The organism is Streptomyces boetiae (assembly GCF_031845405.1).
In the GTDB taxonomy this organism is placed as follows: domain Bacteria; phylum Actinomycetota; class Actinomycetes; order Streptomycetales; family Streptomycetaceae; genus Streptomyces; species Streptomyces boetiae.
In genome coordinates this window covers 33,868-54,104 of sequence record NZ_JAVREN010000007.1, presented here as the reverse complement: position 1 = coordinate 54,104, position 20,237 = coordinate 33,868, and the positions used below count along the sequence as shown (strand labels likewise).

Below are 20,237 nucleotides of genomic sequence, written 5' to 3'. Positions count from 1 at the left end.
CGCAAGCCGACAGGCCCGGGCGTTGCCCGCTGTTCCCCCGAAGGGGTTAACGTCCCGGGCGGGGCGGAACGGCCGGGCTGCCGCCGCGTCCCCGGGCGGTCACGGAGCGTCGAGCGCGACGTCCCCCTCCCGGCCCAGGACGCGCAGGGCGCGGCGCAGGTCGTCGAGCTGGTCGGCCAGGCCGCGGCGCAGCGTCGGCAGCAGGTCGGGGCGGGCCAGGCACTCCTCGCCGCGGCGCAGCGTCGCGGGATCGGTGAAGCCGCGGGGGAACGCGTGGCGCGCGGCGGCCTGGGCCAGCGCGTGTCCCCGGCGGGCGGCCAGGGCCGCGGCGGCGTCGAAGTACCGCTCGGCGTAGGGGGCCAGGACGGCGCGCTGCTCGGGGTGCCAGAAGCCCTCGGCGGTGGCGATGAACAGGTAGTTGGAGAGCCGGTCCTCGGCGGCGAAGAGGGCGTCCCAGGCCGCGGCCTTGGCGCGCGGCTCGGGCAGGGCGGCGCGGCAGCGGGCGGCGCCCTCCTCGCCGGCGGCGGTGGCGTCGCGGGCGGCCTCCTCGTCGATCTCCCCCTCGGTGGTGGCGCCGAGGACGGCGAGGCGGTGCAGCAGGCGCCAGCGCAGCTCCTGGTCGAGGGCGGGGCCGCCGGGGACGGTGCCGGCGCTCCACCAGGCGCGCAGCTCCTCGGGGGCGGTGGCGGCGCCGATGGCGGTGCGGGCGGCGATGAGGCGGCGGGTGGGGTCCGCGACGCCGGGGGCCAGGAGGTCGGCCGCGACCCCGGCGAGGGTGCGCAGGGCGGCCGGCCGCTGGCGTTCGTCCAGGTAGCGGTCGGCGACCTGGGCGCGGGCGAAGGCCAGGACGGCCTCGGCGATGGCGGGGGCGGGCTCGGCGGGGATGTGGCGGCGGACGGCGTCGAGGTAGGCCAGGGGGTCCAGCTCTCCGTCGCGGACCATGTCGCGGGCGGCGTTCCACACCACGGCGCGGCTGAGGGGGTCGGGCAGGCCGGAGAGGAGGCGCAGGGCGGCCTGCCAGGAGTGGGGGTCGAGGCGGACCTTGGCGTAGGTGAGGTCCCCGTCGTTGACGATCAGCAGCTCCGGGCGGGGGCCGGGGAAGGCGTGCTCGGTGGTGCCCTCCTCGGCGTTCAGCTCGATCTCGTGGCTCCCGGCGGGCACGGCGCGCGCGGGGTCGGCCGGGTCGGCGGCCCAGCCGCCCAGGCGCAGCCGGTGCGGCCGGGCCCCGGCGTGCGTGAGGCGCAGGCGCCAGCCGTCGGCCGTCCCGTCCACGTGCGGGGTGAGGGTGTCGGGGCCCGGGGTGCGCAGCCAGGCCTCGGCCCACTCGGGGACGGGGCGGCCGGAGGCGGTGGCGAGGGCGTCGATGAAGTCGGCGAGGGTGGCGTTGCCGAAGCGGTGGCGGGCGAAGTGCTCGTTGATGCCGGCCAGGAAGACGTCCTCGCCGAGCCAGGTGACGAGCTGGCGCAGCGCGGAGGCGCCCTTGGCGTAGGAGATGCCGTCGAAGTTGAGCCAGGCGGAGGCGGTGTCGGGCACGGCCCCGGGCTCGGGGGCGATGGGGTGGGTGGAGGGCCGCTGGTCGGCGTCGTAGCCCCACGCCTTGCGGCTGGTGGCGAACTCGGTCCAGGGGCGGTGCGCGGTGGCGTCGGTGAGCACCTGGTAGCCCATGAACTCCGCGAAGGACTCGTTCAGCCAGATGTCGTCCCACCAGCGCAGGGTCACCAGGTCCCCGAACCACATGTGCGCCATCTCGTGCGCGATGACGACGCCGCGGGTGGCGCGCTCGGTGTCGGTGACGGCGGAGCGGAAGACGAACTCGTCCCGCAGGGTGACCAGTCCGGGGTTCTCCATGGCCCCGGCGTTGAACTCGGGGACGAAGGCCTGGTCGTAGGAGTCGAACGGGTAGGGCTCGGTGAAGATCTCGGCGTACCGGTCGAAGCAGCGGCGGGTGATGCCGAGGATCTCCTCGGCGTCCTTGTCGAGGTACTCGGCCAGGGAGCGGCGCACGTGGAGGGCGAAGGGCAGGCCGGCGTGCTCGGTGCGCACCGAGTGCCAGGGCCCGGCGGCCACGGCCATCAGGTAGGTGGAGATCGGCGGGGTGGGGGCGCAGCGCCAGCGGCCGGGGGCGCCGGGCTCGGGGGTGGCGACGCCGTTGCCCAGGACGGTCCAGCCCTCGGGGGCGGTGACGGTCAGCTCGAAGACGGCCTTGAGGTCGGGCTGGTCGAAGGCGGCGAAGACCAGGGGGCCCTCGGCAAGGCAGCACATGCTGTAGAGGTAGGTGAGGCCGTCGGCCGGGTCGGTGAAGCGGTGCACGCCCTCGCCGGTGCGCGAGTAGGGCAGGTCCGCGTCCACGGTCAGCTCGTGCTCGCCGGGGGTCAGGCCGGCCAGGGCCAGGCGGCCGTCCGCGAGGGCGTCCGGGCCCAGGTCGCGCCCGTCGAGGGCGGCGCTGCGGAGAACGGCCGGCCGCAGCTCGGCGAAGGTGTCGCCGGCCTCGCGGGCGGTGAAGCGGATGGTGGTGACGGAGCGGAAGGTCTCCTCGCCGCGGGTGAAGTCCAGGTCGATCGCGTAGCGCTGGACGGACAGGAGGCGTGCGCGGTCCTCCGCCTCGCGGCGGGTGAGAGTGGCCATGGGGGCCATCGTGCCGCAGGGGCGGGCGGGCGCGCACGCGCGTTACGGGGCGCGCCGCCCGCCGGGCGTGCGGGGGGGGTCAGGCGCCGGCCACCCCGCCCGCGGCGTCCTCGTGATGGCGGATCACCTCGGCGATGATGAAGCCCAGCAGCTTCTCCGCGAACGCGGGGTCGAGGTGGGCGCTCTCGGCGAGCTGCCGCAGCCGGGCGATCTGCCGGGCCTCCCGTGCGGGGTCGGCGGCCGGCAGCCGGTGCTCGGCCTTGAGGCGGCCCACGCGCTGCGTGCACTTGAAGCGCTCGGCCAGGATGTGGACGATCGCGGCGTCGATGTTGTCGATGCTCTGCCTCAGGCGGGTCAGCTCGGTGCGCACGCCCTCGTCGAGGCCGTCCATTCCGTTCGGGGTGTTCCCCGTGCTGCTGTTCATGCGCCCCAGCCTAGGCCGCCGCCCGGAGCGGGATTCCCCCGGCTTCTTCACCGCCGCCGGCCCCGCCGGGCGGCCCCGCGGCGGACGCGAGGGCACGGCGCGGCGCCCGGCCCCCGGTCGGGTGGGGGCGGGCGCCGGGCCGTGTCCTCGCACGACGCTGTGCGGAACGTCCTGGGTGGCCGTGGCCGGATCCGCGGCGGGCCCGGCCGTGGCGGCCTCAGACCGCGAGCGCGCGGTCGGTGGGCCGGACCGGGTAGGGCAGCGTGGACTCGCCCGTCAGGTAGCGGTCCACGCCGCGCGCGGCGGCGCGGCCCTCCGCGATGGCCCAGACGATGAGCGACTGGCCGCGGGCGGCGTCGCCGGCCACGAAGACGCCCTCGGCGCTGGTGGCGTAGGAGGCGTCGCGCGCGATGTTGCCGCGGGCGTCCAGCTCCAGGCCGAACTGCTTGACCAGGCCGTTTTCCTGGTCCGTGCCGGTGAAGCCCATGGCCAGGGTCACGAGCTGGGCGGGGATGCGGCGCTCGGTGCCGGGCTTGGTGACGAGCTTGCCGTCCGCGAACTCGACCTCCACCAGGTGCAGCCAGGCGACGTTGCCCTCCTCGTCGCCCTCGAAGCGGGTGGTGGAGACGGAGTAGACCCGCTCGCCGCCCTCCTCGTGGGCCGAGGTGACCTTGTAGGTCATCGGGAAGGTGGGCCAGGGCTGCCCGGCGGGGCGGTCCTCGCCGGGGCGGGGCATGATCTCCAGCTGGGTGACGGAGGCCGCGCCCTGCCGGTGGGCGGTGCCCACGCAGTCGGCGCCGGTGTCGCCGCCGCCGATGACCACCACGTGCTTGCCCTCGGCGGTGATCGGCGGGGCGACGTAGTCGCCCTCCTGCACCTGGTTGGCCAGCGGCAGGTACTCCATCGCCTGGTGGATGCCGTTCAGCTCGCGGCCGGGGACCGGCAGCTCGCGCGCCGTGGTGGCGCCGGCGGCGATGACCACCGCGTCGTACCGCTTGCGCAGGGCGGTGGCGTCCACGTCCCGGCCGACCTCGACGCCGGTGCGGAACTTGGTGCCCTCGGCCCGCATCTGCTCGATGCGCCGGTTGAGGTGGCGCTTTTCCATCTTGAACTCGGGGATACCGTAGCGCAGCAGGCCGCCGATGCGGTCGGCCCGCTCGTAGACCGCCACGGTGTGCCCGGCGCGGGTCAGCTGCTGGGCGGCGGCCAGGCCGGCGGGGCCCGAGCCGATGACGGCCACGGTCTTGCCGGAGATCCGCTGCGGCGGCTGGGGCGTGACCAGGCCCGCGTCCCAGGCCCGGTCGATGATGGTGACCTCGACGTTCTTGATGGTCACCGGCGGCTGGTTGATGCCCAGCACGCAGGCGGACTCGCACGGCGCCGGGCACAGCCGCCCGGTGAACTCGGGGAAGTTGTTCGTCGCGTGCAGCCGCTCGCTGGCCGCGGCCCAGTCCTCGCGGTAGGCGTAGTCGTTCCACTCGGGGATGAGGTTGCCCAGCGGACAGCCGCTGTGGCAGAAGGGGATGCCGCAGTCCATGCAGCGCCCCGCCTGCTTGCTGATGACGGGCAGCAGGGAGCCGGGGACGTAGACCTCGTTCCAGTCCCTGACCCGCTCCTCGACGGGGCGGCTGCGGGCGACCTCGCGGCCGGTGGTGAGAAAGCCCTTCGGGTCAGCCATGGGTCGCCGCCTCCATCATCTTCTCGTGGGTCTCGGACTCGCTCAGGCCCGCGCGCTCGGCGGCGTCCTTGGCGGCGAGCACGGCCTTGTAGGTGGTGGGCATGATCCGCCGGAAGCGGGCGCTCGCGGCGGCCCAGTCCTTCAGCAGCGCGGCGGCGACGGTGGAGCCGGTCTCCTCGGCGTGCCGGCGGACCGTCTCCTGGAGCCAGGCCGCGTCGGCCGCGTCCAGCTCCTCGACGGCGACGAACTCCGGGTTGACGTGGGCCGGGTTCAGGTCGAGCAGGTAGGCCACGCCGCCGGACATGCCGGCCGCGAAGTTCCGCCCGGTCGGGCCGAGAACGACCGCCCGGCCGCCGGTCATGTACTCGCAGCCGTGGTCGCCGACGCTCTCGGCGACGACCGTGGCGCCGGAGTTGCGCACGCAGAACCGCTCGCCGACCGCGCCGCGCAGGAAGATCTCGCCGCCGGTGGCGCCGTAGGCGATGGTGTTGCCCGCGATGGTGGAGTACTCCGGCAGGTGGTCGGCGCCCCGGTCGGGGCGGACGATCAGCCGGCCGCCGGAGAGGCCCTTGCCGACGTAGTCGTTGGCGTCGCCCTCCAGCCGCAGGGTCACGCCGCGCGGCACGAAGGCGCCGAACGACTGCCCGGCCGAGCCGGTGAAGGTGAGGTCGATGGTGTCCTCGGGCAGCCCGGCCCCGCCGAACCGCTTGGTCACCTCGTGGCCCAGCATCGTGCCGGCCGTGCGGTTGATGTTGCGGATCGCGATCCGGGCGCGGACCGGCGCGGCCTCCTCGGCGGTGGGGGCGTTCAGCGCGTCGGCCGAGAGCCGGATCAGCTCGTTGTCCAGCGCCTTGGCCAGGCCGTGGTCCTGCTCGGTGGTGCGGTGCCGGGCGGCGCCCTCGGGCAGCGCGGGCACGTGCAGCAGCGGGGCCAGGTCCAGGCCCTGGGCCTTCCAGTGGTCCACGGCGCGGGTGACGTCCAGCAGCTCGGCGTGGCCGACGGCCTCCTCCAGCGTCCGGAAGCCCAGGGAGGCCAGCAGCTCGCGGACCTCCTCGGCGATGAACTCGAAGAAGTTGACGACGAACTCGGGCTTGCCGGTGAACCGCTCGCGCAGCACCGGGTTCTGGGTGGCGATGCCGACCGGGCAGGTGTCCAGGTGGCACACCCGCATCAGCACGCAGCCGGAGACCACCAGCGGCGCGGTCGCGAAGCCGAACTCCTCGGCGCCCAGCAGGGCGGCGATCAGCACGTCGCGGCCGGTCTTGAGCTGGCCGTCGGTCTGCACGACGATCCGGTCGCGCAGGCCGTTGAGCAGCAGCGTCTGCTGGGTCTCGGCCAGGCCCAGCTCCCAGGGGCCGCCCGCGTGCTTGAGGGAGGTCAGCGGCGAGGCGCCGGTGCCGCCGTCGTGCCCGGAGATGAGCACCACGTCCGCGTGCGCCTTGGAGACGCCGGCGGCCACGGTGCCCACGCCGACCTCGGAGACCAGCTTCACGTGGATGCGGGCGCCGGGGTTGGCGTTCTTCAGGTCGTGGATGAGCTGCGCCAGGTCCTCGATGGAGTAGATGTCGTGGTGCGGCGGCGGGGAGATCAGGCCGACGCCCGGCGTGGAGTGCCGGGTGCGCGCCACCCACGGGTACACCTTGGGCCCGGGCAGCTGGCCGCCCTCGCCGGGCTTGGCGCCCTGGGCCATCTTGATCTGGATGTCGTCGGCGTTCACCAGGTACTCGCTGGTCACGCCGAAGCGGCCGGAGGCGACCTGCTTGATCGCGCTGCGCCGCGCCGGGTCGTACAGGCGCTCGGGGTCCTCGCCGCCCTCGCCGGTGTTGGACTTGGCGCCCAGCCGGTTCATGGCGACGGCCAGCGTCTCGTGGGCCTCGCGGGAGATGGAGCCGTAGCTCATCGCGCCGGTGGAGAAGCGCTTGACGATCTCGCTGACCGGCTCGACCTCCTCCAGCGGCACCGGGGGACGCTCGCCCTCCTTCAGCCGGAACAGCCCGCGCAGCGTCATCAGCCGCTCGGCCTGCTCGTTCACCCGGTCGGTGTACTGGCGGAAGATGTCGTAACGCCGCTGGCGGGTGGCGTGCTGGAGCCGGAAGACGGTGTCGGGGTCGAACAGGTGGGGCTCGCCCTCGCGCCGCCACTGGTACTCGCCGCCGATCTCCAGATCCCGGTGGGCCGGGGCCACGCCGGAGGCCGGGTACGCCTTGGCGTGCCGGGCGGCGACCTCGCGGGCGATGACGTCGATGCCGGCGCCGCCGATCTTGGTGGCGGTGCCGTGGAAGTAGGTGTCGACGAACGCCGGGTCCAGGCCGACGGCCTCGAAGACCTGCGCGCCGCGGTAGGAGGCGACGGTGGAGATGCCCATCTTGGACATCACCTTCAGGACACCCTTGCCCAGCGCCTTGATGAGGTTGCGGATGGCGGTGGGGGCGTCCAGGCCCGGCAGGTAGGTGCCGCGGGCCACCAGGTCCTCGACCGTCTCCATGGCGAGGTAGGGGTTGACCGCGGCGGCGCCGTAGCCGATGAGCAGCGCGACGTGGTGGACCTCGCGGACGTCGCCGGCCTCCACCAGCAGGCCGACGCGGGTGCGCTGCTTGGTGCGGATGAGGTGGTGGTGCACGGCCGAGGTGAGCAGCAGCGAGGGGATGGGGGCGTGCTCGGCGTCCGCGTGGCGGTCGGAGAGCACGATGACCCGGGCGCCCTCGGCGATGGCGGCGTCGGCCTCGGCGCAGATCTCGGCGAGCCGGGAGGCCAGGGCCTGCCCGCCGCCCGCGACCCGGTACAGGCCGGAGAGCGTGGCGGCGGCGAAGCCGGGCAGGTTGCCGTCGGCGTTGACGTGGATGAGCTTGGCCAGCTCGTCGTTGTCCAGCACCGGGAAGGGCAGGGTCACGCTGCGACAGGAGGCCGCGGTGGGCTCCAGCAGGTTGCTCTGCGGGCCCAGCGAGGAGTGCAGCGAGGTGACCAGCTCCTCGCGGATGGCGTCCAGCGGCGGGTTCGTGACCTGCGCGAACAGCTGGGTGAAGTAGTCGAAGATCAGCCGGGGCCGGTCGGAGAGGGCGGCGATGGGCGTGTCGGTGCCCATGGAGCCGATCGGCTCCATGCCGGTCCTGGCCATCGGCGTGAGCAGGACGCGCAGCTCCTCCTCGGTGTAGCCGAAGGTCTGCTGGCGGCGGGTGACCGAGGCGTGGGTGTGCACCACGTGCTCGCGCTCGGGGAGGTCGGCCAGGTCGATCAGCCCGGCCTGGAGCCACTCCGCGTAGGGGTGCTCGGCGGCCAGCCGGTCCTTGATCTCGTCGTCCTCGATGATGCGGTGCTCGGCGGTGTCCACCAGGAACATCCGGCCCGGCTGGAGGCGGCCCTTGCGCACGACCCGGGCGGGGTCGATGTCGAGCACGCCGACCTCGGAGGACAGCACGACCAGCCCGTCGTCCGTCACCCAGTAACGGCCCGGGCGCAGGCCGTTGCGGTCCAGCACGGCGCCGACCTGGACGCCGTCGGTGAAGGTGACGCAGGCCGGGCCGTCCCAGGGCTCCATGATCGTGGAGTGGTACTGGTAGAACGCGCGGCGGGCGGGGTCCATGGAGGTGTGGTTCTCCCACGCCTCCGGGACCATCATCAGCACGGCGTGCGGCAGCGAGCGTCCGCCGAGGTGCAGCAGCTCCAGCACCTCGTCGAAGGTCGCGGAGTCCGAGGCCTCGGGCGTGCAGATGGGGAAGATCCGCTCCAGCTTGGCGGGGTCCCCGAACAGGCCGCCGGCGAGCTGGGACTCCCGGGCGCGCATCCAGTTGCGGTTGCCCTGGACGGTGTTGATCTCGCCGTTGTGGGCGACGAAGCGGTAGGGGTGGGCCAGCGGCCAGCTCGGGAAGGTGTTGGTGGAGAAGCGGGAGTGGACCAGGGCGACGGCGCTGGCCAGCCGCCGGTCGGAGAGGTCGGGGAAGAACGGCTCCAGCTGCCCGGTGGTGAGCATCCCCTTGTAGACGAGGGTGCGGCAGGAGAGGGAGGGGAAGTAGAGCCCGGCCTCCCGCTCGGCGCGCTTGCGCAGCACGAAGACGGCGCGGTCCAGCTCCAGACCGCTCTTGCCGCCGGCCGCGTCGGAGACGAACAGATGCCGGAAGAGGGGCATGGTCTCGCGGGCGGCGGCGCCCAGCAGCTCGGGGGCCACGGGCACGTCGCGCCAGCCGAGGACGGTCAGGCCCTCGTCGTCCGCGATCTCGGACACCCTCGCCTGGGCCGCGGCGGCCTCGTCGGCGTCGGTGGGCAGGAACGCCAGGCCGACGGCGTAGGCGCCCGCGGCCGGGAGGGTGAAGGGGACGCTCTCCCGGAGGAAGGCGTCGGGGATCTGGATGAGGATGCCGGCGCCGTCGCCGGTGTCCGGGTCCGAGCCGGTGGCCCCGCGGTGCTCCAGGTTCCGCAGCACGGTGAGCGCCTGGTCGACCAGCTCATGGCTGGCCTGGCCGGTGAGGGTGGCGACAAAGCCGACGCCGCAGGCGTCGTGCTCGTGGCGGGGGTCGTACATCCCCTGCGCTACCGGGTGGGACGCAGAACGCATCGGCACTCCCGTCGTCGTCTTGGTTGGCTGCTGAACCGAGGGACGACGCTGGCCCTGGCGTACGTTAAATTTTCGTGCAGGTTACACGATGCCCCGGTTCCCGGGAAGCGGATACCAGAGTCCGCCATGCGGACTTCCGGCGGCGGGGCGATGCCGGAGATGGGCGGATATGACCGCCCCTACCTACGGATCGGCATCGGCGCCGAGCCCCGCGGGTTTCATGCACATGCCCTCGTTCAACGAGCTGAAACCCTCCGGAAACAAAGCTCACCCCAGGGCGCGCATACCCGGCATAGCACCACTGAGTCCCGTGCGTATTCCCCGTGGGGCGCCACTCATGCACGCGCACGCGCGTGAGTCCGGGGCGCCCAGCGCCCGCTCCCGGGACCACCCGGTCAGCCGACGGCCGTTCCGATCAGCGCGCCCAGGCCGTACGTCAGCCCCGCCGCCGCAGCGCCGAGCCCGAGCTGCCGCAGCCCGCTGAACCACCACGGCCGCGCCGTGACCCGCGCCACCGCGGCCCCGCACAGGAACAGCCCGAGCAGGGCCACGGCCACGGCGGGCCCCAGCGCGGTGGCGCCCAGCAGGTAGGGCAGGACCGGCAGCAGCGCGCCCACGGCGAACGCGCCGAAGGAGGAGACGGCGGCCACCGCGGGCGATGGCAGGTCGCCGGGGGCCACGCCCAGCTCTTCGCGGGCGTGAATCTCCAGGGCCTGCTCCGGGTCCCGCGACAGCTGCCGGGCGACCTCGCGGGCCAGCTCCGGGTCCACGCCGCGGTCCACGTAGACGGCCGTCAGCTCCTCCAGCTCGGCGTCGGGGTGCCGCCTCAGCTCGCGGCGTTCGACGTTCAGCTCGGCGAGGACCAGCTCGCGCTGGGAGGCCACGGAGGTGTACTCGCCGGCGGCCATGGAGAACGCCCCCGCCGCGAGCCCGGCGAGTCCGGCCACGGCGACGGCGCGCGCGGAGGCCGAGCTGCCGGCGACCCCGCTGATCAGGCCGAGGTTGGACACCAGCCCGTCCATGGCCCCGAACACGGCGGGGCGCAGCCAGCCGCCGTTCACGTCCCGGTGGCTGTGATGCGCCTCAGGCGTCGCCATCGCCCGCTCCTCCCTGTGGTCCGCCCTCGATCAACGCTTGCGCGCGCCGCGCGATTCCGCCGCGGCGGGCCCGTTCCGCCTGCGAAGCGGCGCCGCGTCCGCCGGGAGCGCCGACGACGAACCCCCGGCGGGCGGTGGGCCCACCGGGGGTCGCTGTGCGTGCGCGCCTTCGGCGCGGCGTTCAGGTGCGGTCCGCCGACGCGGCCCGCCTCCCCGCGGCGGCCTGCGCCTCCGGCTTCCCACCGGACGCATCCGCCTCGGGGGCGTCCGCCGCGGCGGCGGTCCGGTTCCCGGCCGGGCCAGCGGCCGGGACCTCGTCCCCGGCCTGCCCGGCGGCGTCCGGGGCCTCGTCCGGGGCCGGGGTCCGGTCCTCGGCGGCGGGTCCGTCCGCAGGGGGCTCCTGGTCCGGGACCGCGGCGGCCTCGGCCGCGGCCTGGCCCTCGGTGCCGCCGGACTCGCCCGGGGCGGCGGCCCCGCTGGCGGAGGGCTCCTGGTCCGCGACAGCGGCGGGCTCGCCGGAGGCGGCGGGGGCCTCGGCCCCCTTCTCCGGCTTCTCCGGAGCGGCGCCCGCCGCTCCGCCGGGAGCGTCGGTCCCCTCCGGGGCACCGTCCGCCGGGGCGGCGGGCTCGCCCTCGGCCGCGGCCTCCTGGCCGGAGGCGGCCGGCTCCGCCCCCGCCGGGACGGCTGCCCCGCCGGAAGCGCCGTCCGCCGGGGCGGCGGGACCGGCCTTCTCCTTGGGCGTGCCCGCCGGGGCCTTCTGGTCGGCCGGCTCGTCCGCGCCCGCTCCCCCGGGGGTCGCGCCCCCGGCCACCTCCGTCGCCGCGGGCGGTTCGGCGCCCCCGCCGGGCACGGCCTCGTCCGCGGGAGCCGTCGCCTCGGCGGAACGCCCAGCCTCCTCGCCGGGCACGGCCTCCGCGGCCGGTCGGTCCGCCGGGCCCTCGGCCCCGGCCGCGTCGGCCGCCTCCGCCGCGGCGGGCGGGTCCGCCCCCTCGCCGGGCGCGGAGCCCGCTGTCCCGGCCGCGGGCGCGTCCGCGCCGCCGGGCACCGCCTCGTCCGCCGCGCGCGACGGGGCCGGGACCAGCGCCGCCGGGGCGTCCGCGTCCGGCTCCACCGTCTCCTCACGGCCGGGGCGGCGCTGGGACGAGACAACGAGGTAGAGCAGCGCGCCGAGGAAGACGAGCAGCGAGGTCCAGTTGTTCAGCCGCAGGCCCAGGAACTCGTGCGCCTCGTCGATGCGCAGGTACTCGATCCAGAAGCGGCCCACGGTGTACGCCGCCACGTACAGGGCGAACGCCCGCCCGTGGCCCAGCCGGAACCTGCGGTCCGCCCAGAGCACCAGCAGGCCCACGCCCAGGCACCACAGCGACTCGTACAGAAACGTCGGGTGGAACGTTCCCCGGTCCAGGCCGTTGTCGATCTCGACCGCCCAGGGGACGTCCGTGGCCCGGCCGTACAGCTCCTGGTTGAACCAGTTCCCCCAGCGCCCGATCGCCTGGGCGAACGCGATGCCGGGGGCGACGGCGTCGGCCATCGGCGGCAGGGCGATCCCCCGCCGCCGGCAGCCGATCCAGATGCCGAGCCCGCCGCCGGCGATCGCCCCCCAGATGCCGATGCCGCCGTCCCAGATCTTGAACGAGTCGACCCAGTCGCGGCCCTCGCCGAAGTACAGCTGGTAGTCGGTGACGACGTGGTAGACGCGGGCACCGAGCAGGCCGCTGGGCACCGCCCAGACCGCGAGGTCGGCGACCGTTCCCGCCTTCCCTCCGCGGGCGACCCAGCGCCGCCCGCCGAGCCAGATGGCGAAGAAGACGCCGACGATGATGCACAGCGCGTAGCCACGCAGCGGCAGCGGCCCGAGGTGGATCTCGCTCTCGCTCGGGCTGGGGAAAGAGGCAAGGATCTCCATGGTGTCCCCGACGCTACCGTGCCCGCCCGGCGGGACGGAATCCAAGGGGGATCGGGCGGCCCGTCAGGCGAGTTCGTTCACTCGCTCGCGCAGGCTCTCCGGCGTCAGCGGCGCGGTGTCGGCGGCGTAGAGGTTCTCCCCGTCGAGCAGAACGGTCGGCGTGCCGCTGTGCTCGGAGTCGAGGAAGGCCGCGTTCGCGCTGCCGACCGCCTCGCCATGGGCGTTGTCCTCGACGCAGGAGCGGAAGGCCGGGGTGTCCAGGCCCTCGACCTGCCGGGCGAGGTCGAGCAGGCGGGTCGTGTCGCCGAAGTCGTCGTCGGTCTCGGGCGGCTGGTGGGTGTAGAGGACGTCGTGGTACTCGCGGAAACGCCCGGCGTCGCGGGCGCAGAGGGCGGCGTTGGCGGCGTACTTGGAGCCGTTGCCGCCCAGGTTGCCGTCGATGATCGAGACCAGGTGGTAGTCGACGCGCAGCTTCCCGGAGTCCGTCAGCTCGTGGAGGGTGTCGCGGAAGGTGTTCTCGAACTGTTCGCAGGCGGGGCAGCGGAAGTCCTCGTAGACCGTGAGGGTGACCGGGGCCGTCTCCTCGCCGACGCTGACCGGGCGGGCCGCCTCGCCGCCGCCCTTGGCGTCCCCTCCCCCGCCGCCCCCGGCGGCCAGGATGCCCGCCCCGGTGGCGATGGCCAGCACCGCCACCGCCACGGCGGCCACCTTCGCGTTCCGCTTCCTGCGGTCCCTGGCCCGGTCCCGCTCCCGCTCCTCGCGCAGCCGCTCACGGGCGCTGCGCCGTTCGGCACGATTCGTCTGACTCACGCCTGGGCAACGACCCGGACGCGGCCAGGACACGCGCCGCCGCGCGGCGCGGTGCGGTGCTGACGAGCAGTGCGGTTCTGACGATGCGATGACGTCCGCGCCGCGGGCGGCCGGGGCGGCCGGGTGTCGGCCTAGCGTGGTCCGGCGTGAACACTCCCACCTCCCGGGCGTCCGGAGGGGCGGCCGACGTGGCCGCGGCGGCGGGGGCGGCGCTCCTGTTCGCCGCCGCGGCGGTCGTCGGCGCGGCCTCCTACGACGGGGACGTCCTCTTCCTGGCCTGGCCGCCCCTGTTCGCGGACTGGCGGCCGCACGCGGGCCCCGGAACCCCCGCCGCCCTGATCGCCGCGGGGCTGGTCGCCGGCTTCGGGCCGGCTGCCGCCCGCCGGCTGCCGTGGAGGTGGCTCCTGGCGGCGGCCTGGGCCGGGTCGATGGCGTGGGTGTGGTCCCTGGCGCTGGTGGACGGCTGGGAGCGCGGGGTGGCCCGGCGCCTGGCGTACGGGCACGAGTACCTGACCGTGGTGGACGAGGTGGACGGGATCGGGGCGTTCCTGCGCGGCTTCTCCGAACGCATCCCGCTGGAGTCCCAGGACGCCTGGCCCGCGCACGTGGCCGGGCATCCGCCGGGGGCCACGCTGACCTTCGTGCTGCTGGACCGGGTGGGTCTGGGCGGCGGCGCGTGGGCTGGGGCGTTCTGCGTCACGGCCTCCGCGAGCGCGGCCGTGGCGGTGCTGATCGCGGTGCGGGCGCTGGCCGGGGAGGGGGCGGGGCGGCGGGCGGCGCCGTTCCTGGTGCTCTTCCCGGGGGCGGTGTGGATGGGGGTGTCGGCGGACGGCTGGTTCGCGGCGGTGGCGGCCTGGGCGGTGGCGCTGCTGGCGCTGTCCGCGACGCGGGGCGTGCGCTGCCGGCGGGTGGCGGCGGCCGGTTCGGGGCTGCTGTGGGGGCTGTTGCTGTACCTCTCCTACGGCCTGGTGCTGATGGCGCCCGTCGGGGTTGCCGTGCTGTGGCGGGCGAGGAACGCCCGGCCGCTGCCGTGGGTGCTGGCGGGGGCGCTGCCGTGCGCGGTGGCGTTCACGGCGGGCGGGTTCTGGTGGTTCGAGGGCTACTTCACGCTGGTGGACCGGTACCACGCGGGCGCGGGGGGCTACCGGCCGTACGCCTATTTCGTGTGGGCGAACCTCGCGGCGCAGGTGGCCTCGGTGGGCCTGGCCACGGCGGCGGGGCTGCGGCGCGCGGGCGCCCGGCCGCGCGCGGCGGCCGGGCTCGTGGCGCTGGTGGCCGCGGGCGCCGCGGCGATGCTGGCCGCGGACCTGTCGGGGATGTCCAAGGCCGAGACGGAACGCATCTGGCTGCCTTTCGCCCTCTGGCTGACCCCCGCCTGCGCCCTGCTCCCCGCGTCCCGCGCCCGGTGGTGGCTCGCGCTCCAGGCGGCGCTCGCCCTGGCGGTCAACCACCTGTGGCTGACGCGATGGTGAGCCGGCCGCGACGCCCGTGGCCGGCGTTCCGGGGGCGCCTGCACGACCCGCGGACGGCGACGGCGCTGGGGCGGTGGCTGGGCGCGGGGGTGCTGCTGTGCTTCGTGACCGGGCTGATCAGCCACGGCCTCCAGACGCCGCCGGACTGGCTCGCCCCGCACCTGCCCTCCCGCCCGGCCTGGGGCTACCGGGTGAGCCAGGGCCTGCACGTGGCGACCGGCACGGCCCTGGTGCCGCTGCTGGCGGCCAAGCTGTGGACGGTCTACCCGCGGCTGTTCGTCCGGCCCGCGGTGCGCTCGCCGCTGCACGCGCTGGAGCGGGCGTCGGTGGCGGTCCTGGTCGCGACGGCGCTGCTGGAGGTGGTCATCGGGCTGGTGAACACCTTCCAGTGGTACCCGTGGCCCTTTCCGTTCCGGCGGGTGCACTGGGCGCTGGCCTGGGTGCTGTGCGGGTCGCTGCTGCTGCACCTCGCGGTCAAGGCGCCGGTGATCGCGGCCGGTTGGCGCCGGCGGCGGGCGGGCGCCGACCCGGACGCGCGGGACCGGCGCTCGCTGCTGCTGGGCGTGGGGGCGGCGGCGGGCGCGGTGACGGCCGTGACGGCGGGGCAGTCGTTCCCGCCGCTGCGCCCGGTCACGCTGCTGGCCCCGCGCCGCCCGGAGCCGGGCGTGGCCCAGGGCCTGCCGGTGAACCGGACGGCCCGGGAGGCGGGGGTGGCGGGCGTCTCAGGAGCGCGGTGGCGGCTGACGGTGGCCGGGCCGCGCCGGCTCACGTTGAGCCTGGCGGCCCTCAACGCGCTGCCCCAGCACGAGGCGCGGCTGCCGATCGCCTGCGTGGAGGGCTGGAGCGCGGCGGGCGACTGGGGCGGGGTGCGGCTGCGCGACCTGCTGGAGCGGGCCGGGGCGCCGCCCGGGGCGTTCCTCCGGGTGGTCTCGCTCCAGCCCAGGGGCGGGTTCCGGGTGATGGAGATGCCTCCCGCGTACGCGCGGGACCCGCTGACGCTCCTCGCGCTGCGGCTGAACGGCGAGGTGCTCTCGCGGGATCACGGCTATCCGGCGCGGATCATCGCGCCGAACCGCCCCGGGGTGCTGCAGACGAAGTGGGTGGCGGCGATCGAGGTGCTGCCGTGAGGCGTCCGGGCGCGGTCGCGGTGGCCCGCGCGGCCCTGGGCGCGGCGGGAGTGGCGCTCGTCGCGGCCGGGGTGCGGCTGCTCCTCGTGACGACGGCGGAGGGCACGCCGTGGGACGTGGCGCGCTGGCTGGCGGGCGCGGTCCTGCTGCACGACCTGGTGCTGGTGCCGCTGGTGCTGGCGGCGGGCCTCGCGCTGCGCCGGGTGCCGGGGCGGGGGGCGGTGCGCGGCGGCCTGCTGACGGCGGGCTGTCTGGTGCTGGTCGCGCTGCCCGCGCTGCTGCGGCCGGGCGGTGCGCGCAACCCGACGGTGGTGTCGACGGACTACGGCCGCAACCTGGCGCTCGCGCTGGCGGCGGTGGCGGTGGGGACGACGGCCGCGTGGGCGTGGTCCCGGCGGCGTGCCGGGCGCGCGACGGGCGAGGACGGCGAGCGGCCCGGGGAGGACGACGCCCCGCGCGCGCCGGGCCGTTGAGGCGCGGCCCGGCACGGGCGGGGCCGGGTTCAGGTGAAGGCCAGGAAGGTCCGGTCGTCGACGGTCCACTGGCCGGTGGGGCGCCAGCCGGTGGACCGGGCGTGGGTGCGCAGGGCGGAGGGGCCGACGCGGGCCCAGGGGAAGGGGGGGCCGAGGGGGCCGGGGCCGCCGGGGTCGAGGCGGACGTCGAGGCGTTCGTCGACGTCGGCCGGGGCGGCCTCGGCGAGCAGCAGGCCGCCGGGGGCGAGGAGGCGCCGGACGCGGGCCAGCAGGGCGGCGGGGTCGCCGCCGATGCCGATGTTGCCGTCCATCAGCAGCACGCTGCCCCACCAGCCCTCGGCGGGCAGGGGCTGGAAGACGGACCGCAGCAGGGCCGTTCCGCCCTCGCGCCGGGTCAGGGCCACGGCCGCCGGGGCGGTGTCGATGCCCAGGGCGGGGCGGGCGGCGCGGGCCAGGGCGGCCACCATGCGCCCGGGGCCGCAGCCGATGTCCAGGACGCTCCCGGCGCAGCGCCGCAGCACGGTGAGGTCGGCGGGCGCGGGGCGCGCGCACCAGCGTTCGACGTCGAGCGGCAGCCGGCGGCCGTCCGCTCCGCGCAGGAACAGCGGCCCCCGGCCGCTGCGCAGCGCCGCGGCGTAGGCGTCGGAGGCCCAGGCCGGGGCCGGCGCGGCGGCGGTCACGCGCGGGCCGCCGGGCTCAGGCCGGCGAGCGCCGCGGCGAACCGGCCGCCGGGGGCCGCGCGGGCCACCGCGGCGGCGTCCGCGGCCGTGTCCACGTCGCGCAGCACGGGCAGCCGCCGGACGTTCAGCCCGGCCGCGCGCAGGCGGCGGAGCTGTGCGGCCCCGGTGCGGGGCGTGGACATCGGGACGCCGCGCAGGAGTCCGGGCCGGGGCTCGGCCAGGCCCAGGGCCCAGAAGCCGCCGTCCGCGGCGGGCCCGAACCAGGCCCGGCCCGGGGGCCAGGCCCCGGGCGCGGTCGCGGGTGCCAGGAGCGCGGGGGTGAGCTGCGGGGTGTCCATGCCGACGAGCAGGGCCGGGCCGCCCGCTCCGGCGAAGGCCGCGGCGAGGCGTTCGTCGAGGCCGCCGCCGCTCTGCGGAACGACCTCCCAGCCCTCCGGGAGCCAGGGACCCGGACGCCCGGCCAGCACCAGGACGCGGCGCGCGGCCGGGACGTTCAGCAGGGTGTGCAGCGTGTCCGCGAGGGCGGCCTCGGCGAGGCGGGCCGCCTGGAGGGGGCTGAACGGCGGGGTCAGCCGCGTCTTGACCCGCCCGGGCACGGGCTCCTTGGCGATGACGAGCAGGACGGGGCCACTCACCGTGTCCCCCTGGTCGCTTCTCCGCCCGCGCGGCACGGCGCGGCTGTCGCCGTCACCTGCGGCCCGGCAGCCGCGCGTGCGGCGCTCACCGCAGCACCGCCCGCATGTCGCGGACGGCCTGCCAGGTGCCGCGCCAGGTGCCGGTGACCTTGGAGGCGCTGCCCTCGGCGCGGGGCAGGTAGCGGGTCTCGGTCTCGGCGATGCGCCAGCCGGCGTCGGCCGCGCGGACCACCATCTGGAGCGGGTAGCCGCTGCGGCGGTCCGTCAGGCCGAGGCCGAGCAGGGCGGTGCGGCGGGCGACGCGCATCGGGCCGAGATCGCGCAGCCGCACGCCGGTGCGGCTGCGCACCATCCGGGCCAGGGCGGCGTTGCCCACCCGGGCGTGCAGCGGCCAGGCGCCGCGGGAGGCGGGCAGGCGCCGGGCGAGCACCAGGTCGGCCGCGCCGGCGCGCACCGGCTCCGCGACGCGCGGGAGGTCGGCCGGGTCGAGGGTCGCGTCGCAGTCGCAGAACGCCACGAGCGGGGCCTCGGCGGCCAGCAGGCCGGCGTGGCAGGCGGCGCCGAAGCCGCGGCGCGGCTCGTGGACGACGCGCGCGCCGTGGCGTTCGGCGACGGCGGCGGAGCCGTCCGTGGAGCCGTTGTCCACCACCAGGGCGCGCCAGCCGGGCGGCACGCGCTCCAGGACCCAGGGCAGGGCCCGGGCCTCGTCGAGACAGGGCAACACCAAGTCGCCCAGCGGGAACGGGGAGTTGTTCACCCCGCTCACCCTACGAGGACGAACCTCGCATACCGGACGCCCCTGCCTTACGGATCGCTGACATCGCCGGGAGGCGGGGGGCCGGGCGGGGCGCGCGGGCGGGCGCCGGTGTGAGACTCGGGGCATGTCTCAGTCTGCCGAGGCCCCCGAGGCCACCGAGGCCACCGCCGCCGCCCAGCGCGTCCTCGTGGTGGACGACGACCCCACCGTGACCGAGGTGGTCGCCGGCTACCTGAGCCGGGCGGGGTTCGCCGTCGACCGGGCGGCCGACGGCCACGAGGCGCTGGCCAGGGCGGCGGCCCGGCCGCCCGACCTGGTGGTTCTCGACCTGATGCTGCCGGGCCTGGACGGGCTGACGGTCTGCCGCCGGCTGCGCGCGGCGGGCCCGGTGCCGGTGGTGATGCTCACGGCGCGGGGCGACGAGGAGGACCGCGTGCTGGGCCTGGAGGTGGGCGCGGACGACTACGTCACCAAGCCGTTCAGCCCGCGGGAGCTGGTGCTGCGGGTGGCCTCGGTGCTGCGCCGGGCGCGCGGCGCAGGTCCCGCGGAGGCCGGAGGCGCCCCGGTGCTGCGCGGCGGCGGGATCACGCTGGACCCGGCGGCGCGCAGCGCGGCCGACGGGCGCGGCCCGCTGCGGCTGACGCTGCGGGAGTTCGACCTGCTGGCGCACTTCCTGCGGCACCCGGGGCGGGCGTTCAGCCGGGAGGAGCTGATGGCGGGCGTCTGGGGCTGGGAGTTCGGCGACCTGTCCACGGTGACGGTCCACGTGCGGCGGCTGCGGCACAAGGTGGAGGCCGACCCGGCGCGGCCGGAGCTGATCGTCACCGTCTGGGGCGTCGGGTACCGGTTCGACGGGGGGCGGTGACGGTGGAGTTCGGCCCGCTGCTCGGGGACCTGCCGCTGATCGCGCTGTACGCGGCGGGCGGGGCGGCCTGCGCGGGCGCGGCGGGGGCGCTGGCGCTGGCCGCGGTGCGCAGGCGCTCGGTCGCCGTGTCCCTCGCGGTGCTGATCGGGGCGACGCTCGGCGCGCTGCTGGCGGGAACGCTGTCGGTGGCGTGGGCGATGTTCCTCTCGGCGCACGACCTGGCGGTGGTGGTGACCGTGCTGGGCGTCGGGGCGGTGGCCGCGGGCGTGACCGCGGCGCTGCTGGGCCGCTGGGTGATCGGCGCGCACCGCTCGCTGGCGGGCGCCGCCCGGCTGCTGGGCGGCGGCGGCGCGTTCGCCGCGCCGGCCGGGCCGATGCCGGCCGAACTCGCGGAGCTGGCGCGGGAACTGGCCGCCTCCGACGCGCGGCTGACGGCGGCGCGGGAGCGCGAGCGGGCGCTGGAGTCCTCGCGGCGGGAGCTGGTGGCCTGGATCTCGCACGACCTGCGCTCGCCGCTGGCCGGTCTGCGGGCCATGGCCGAGGCCCTGGAGGACGGGATCGCGGAGGACCCCGCCCGCTACCACCGCCGGATCCGGGGCGAGGCCGAGCGGCTGAGCGCGATGGTCGGGGACCTGTTCGAGCTCTCCCGCATCCAGGCCGGGGCGCTCGCCCTGAGCCCGACCCGGATGTCGGTGTACGACCTGATCAGCGACGCCATCGCGAGCGCGGACGCCCTGGCCAGGCAGCGCGGCGTGGAGCTGGCCGACCGCGGCGTGGAGGGCGTTCCGGTCGAGGTGGACGGCAAGGAGATGAGCCGGGTGCTGGCCAACCTGCTGGTCAACGCCATCCGCCACACGCCCGCGGACGGCACGGTGGCCGTCGCCGCGTCCCGGCGGGCGCGGGAGGTGGTGCTCTCGGTCACCGACGGCTGCGGCGGCATCCCGGCCGAAGACCTGCCGCGGGTCTTCGACACCGGCTGGCGGGGAACGGACGCGCGCACCCCTCCGGCGGGCGCCGGGCTCGGGCTGGCCATCGTCCGCGGGATCGTGGAGGCGCACGCGGGGCGCACAGGCGTGCGCAACGTCCCCGGCGGCTGCCGTTTCGAGGTCATCCTCCCGGCGGCGGGCTGAGGCCCGCGC

14 protein-coding genes and 1 pseudogene are annotated in these 20,237 nt (G+C 76.3%); 5 read left to right on the top strand and 10 right to left on the bottom strand.

Annotation, left to right across the window (positions count from 1 at the left end; all coding sequences use genetic code 11):
* Positions 1-99: 99 nt before the first annotated feature.
* From pepN to RM780_RS06760, 7 genes and pseudogenes are all read right to left on the bottom strand, one after another.
* Positions 100-2,625 (bottom strand): aminopeptidase N, encoded by a 2,526-nt coding sequence (gene pepN, locus RM780_RS06790; protein ID WP_311629606.1) that lies wholly within the window; start codon positions 2,623-2,625, stop codon positions 100-102.
* Positions 2,626-2,704: 79 nt separating this feature from the next.
* Positions 2,705-3,049 (bottom strand): chorismate mutase, encoded by a 345-nt coding sequence (locus RM780_RS06785; protein ID WP_394812904.1) that lies wholly within the window; start codon positions 3,047-3,049, stop codon positions 2,705-2,707.
* Between the two features lie 217 nt (positions 3,050-3,266).
* Entirely contained in the window at positions 3,267-4,727 is a 1,461-nt protein-coding gene (locus RM780_RS06780; protein WP_311629605.1) for a glutamate synthase subunit beta, read from the bottom strand.
* Positions 4,720-9,276, bottom strand: coding sequence for a glutamate synthase large subunit (gene gltB, locus RM780_RS06775; protein ID WP_311629604.1), 4,557 nt, complete (start codon positions 9,274-9,276; stop codon positions 4,720-4,722). Before gltB ends, RM780_RS06780 begins: the two co-directional genes overlap by 8 nt.
* A gap of 395 nt (positions 9,277-9,671) precedes the next feature.
* A complete protein-coding gene (locus RM780_RS06770; RefSeq protein ID WP_311629603.1) occupies positions 9,672-10,373 on the bottom strand; it encodes a VIT1/CCC1 transporter family protein in 702 nt (233 codons plus the stop codon).
* Between the two features lie 841 nt (positions 10,374-11,214).
* Positions 11,215-12,279: pseudogene (gene lgt / locus RM780_RS06765) on the bottom strand (prolipoprotein diacylglyceryl transferase); the annotation flags it as partial.
* A 63-nt stretch (positions 12,280-12,342) separates the two neighbouring features.
* The gene (locus RM780_RS06760; protein ID WP_311629602.1) at positions 12,343-13,089 is read right to left on the bottom strand and encodes a DsbA family protein; all 747 of its coding nucleotides are present in this window, start codon (positions 13,087-13,089) and stop codon (positions 12,343-12,345) included.
* Positions 13,090-13,235: 146 nt separating this feature from the next.
* Between RM780_RS06760 and RM780_RS06755 the strand changes: the two genes are divergently transcribed.
* From RM780_RS06755 to RM780_RS06745, 3 genes are read left to right on the top strand one after another with little or no spacing between them, the layout of a single operon-like run.
* Positions 13,236-14,561: a hypothetical protein gene (locus RM780_RS06755; protein WP_311629601.1), complete on the top strand. Its 1,326-nt coding sequence runs from the start codon at positions 13,236-13,238 to the stop codon at positions 14,559-14,561.
* Complete coding sequence (locus RM780_RS06750; RefSeq protein WP_311629600.1) at positions 14,555-15,688, top strand: molybdopterin-dependent oxidoreductase; 1,134 nt, start codon at positions 14,555-14,557, stop codon at positions 15,686-15,688. The genes RM780_RS06755 and RM780_RS06750 overlap by 7 nt, the downstream gene beginning before the upstream one ends.
* On the top strand, positions 15,685-16,161 hold the full coding sequence (locus tag RM780_RS06745) for a hypothetical protein (protein WP_311629599.1): 477 nt from the start codon (positions 15,685-15,687) through the stop codon (positions 16,159-16,161). Before RM780_RS06750 ends, RM780_RS06745 begins: the two co-directional genes overlap by 4 nt.
* 29 nt (positions 16,162-16,190) lie before the next feature.
* On the opposite strand, the gene RM780_RS06740 is transcribed toward RM780_RS06745, so the two are convergent.
* From RM780_RS06740 to RM780_RS06730, 3 genes are all read right to left on the bottom strand, one after another.
* The gene (locus RM780_RS06740; RefSeq protein ID WP_311629598.1) at positions 16,191-16,841 is read right to left on the bottom strand and encodes a methyltransferase domain-containing protein; all 651 of its coding nucleotides are present in this window, start codon (positions 16,839-16,841) and stop codon (positions 16,191-16,193) included.
* A complete protein-coding gene (locus RM780_RS06735) occupies positions 16,838-17,476 on the bottom strand; it encodes a TIGR04282 family arsenosugar biosynthesis glycosyltransferase (RefSeq protein ID WP_311629597.1) in 639 nt (212 codons plus the stop codon). Before RM780_RS06735 ends, RM780_RS06740 begins: the two co-directional genes overlap by 4 nt.
* A gap of 85 nt (positions 17,477-17,561) precedes the next feature.
* The gene (locus RM780_RS06730) at positions 17,562-18,242 is read right to left on the bottom strand and encodes a glycosyltransferase family 2 protein (protein WP_394812903.1); all 681 of its coding nucleotides are present in this window, start codon (positions 18,240-18,242) and stop codon (positions 17,562-17,564) included.
* Positions 18,243-18,357: 115 nt separating this feature from the next.
* Here RM780_RS06730 and RM780_RS06725 point away from each other — a divergent pair, with 115 nt between their 5' ends.
* Positions 18,358-19,098: a response regulator transcription factor gene (locus RM780_RS06725; protein WP_311629595.1), complete on the top strand. Its 741-nt coding sequence runs from the start codon at positions 18,358-18,360 to the stop codon at positions 19,096-19,098.
* Positions 19,095-20,228 (top strand): sensor histidine kinase, encoded by a 1,134-nt coding sequence (locus tag RM780_RS06720; RefSeq protein WP_311629594.1) that lies wholly within the window; start codon positions 19,095-19,097, stop codon positions 20,226-20,228. Before RM780_RS06725 ends, RM780_RS06720 begins: the two co-directional genes overlap by 4 nt.
* Positions 20,229-20,237: the final 9 nt, after the last annotated feature.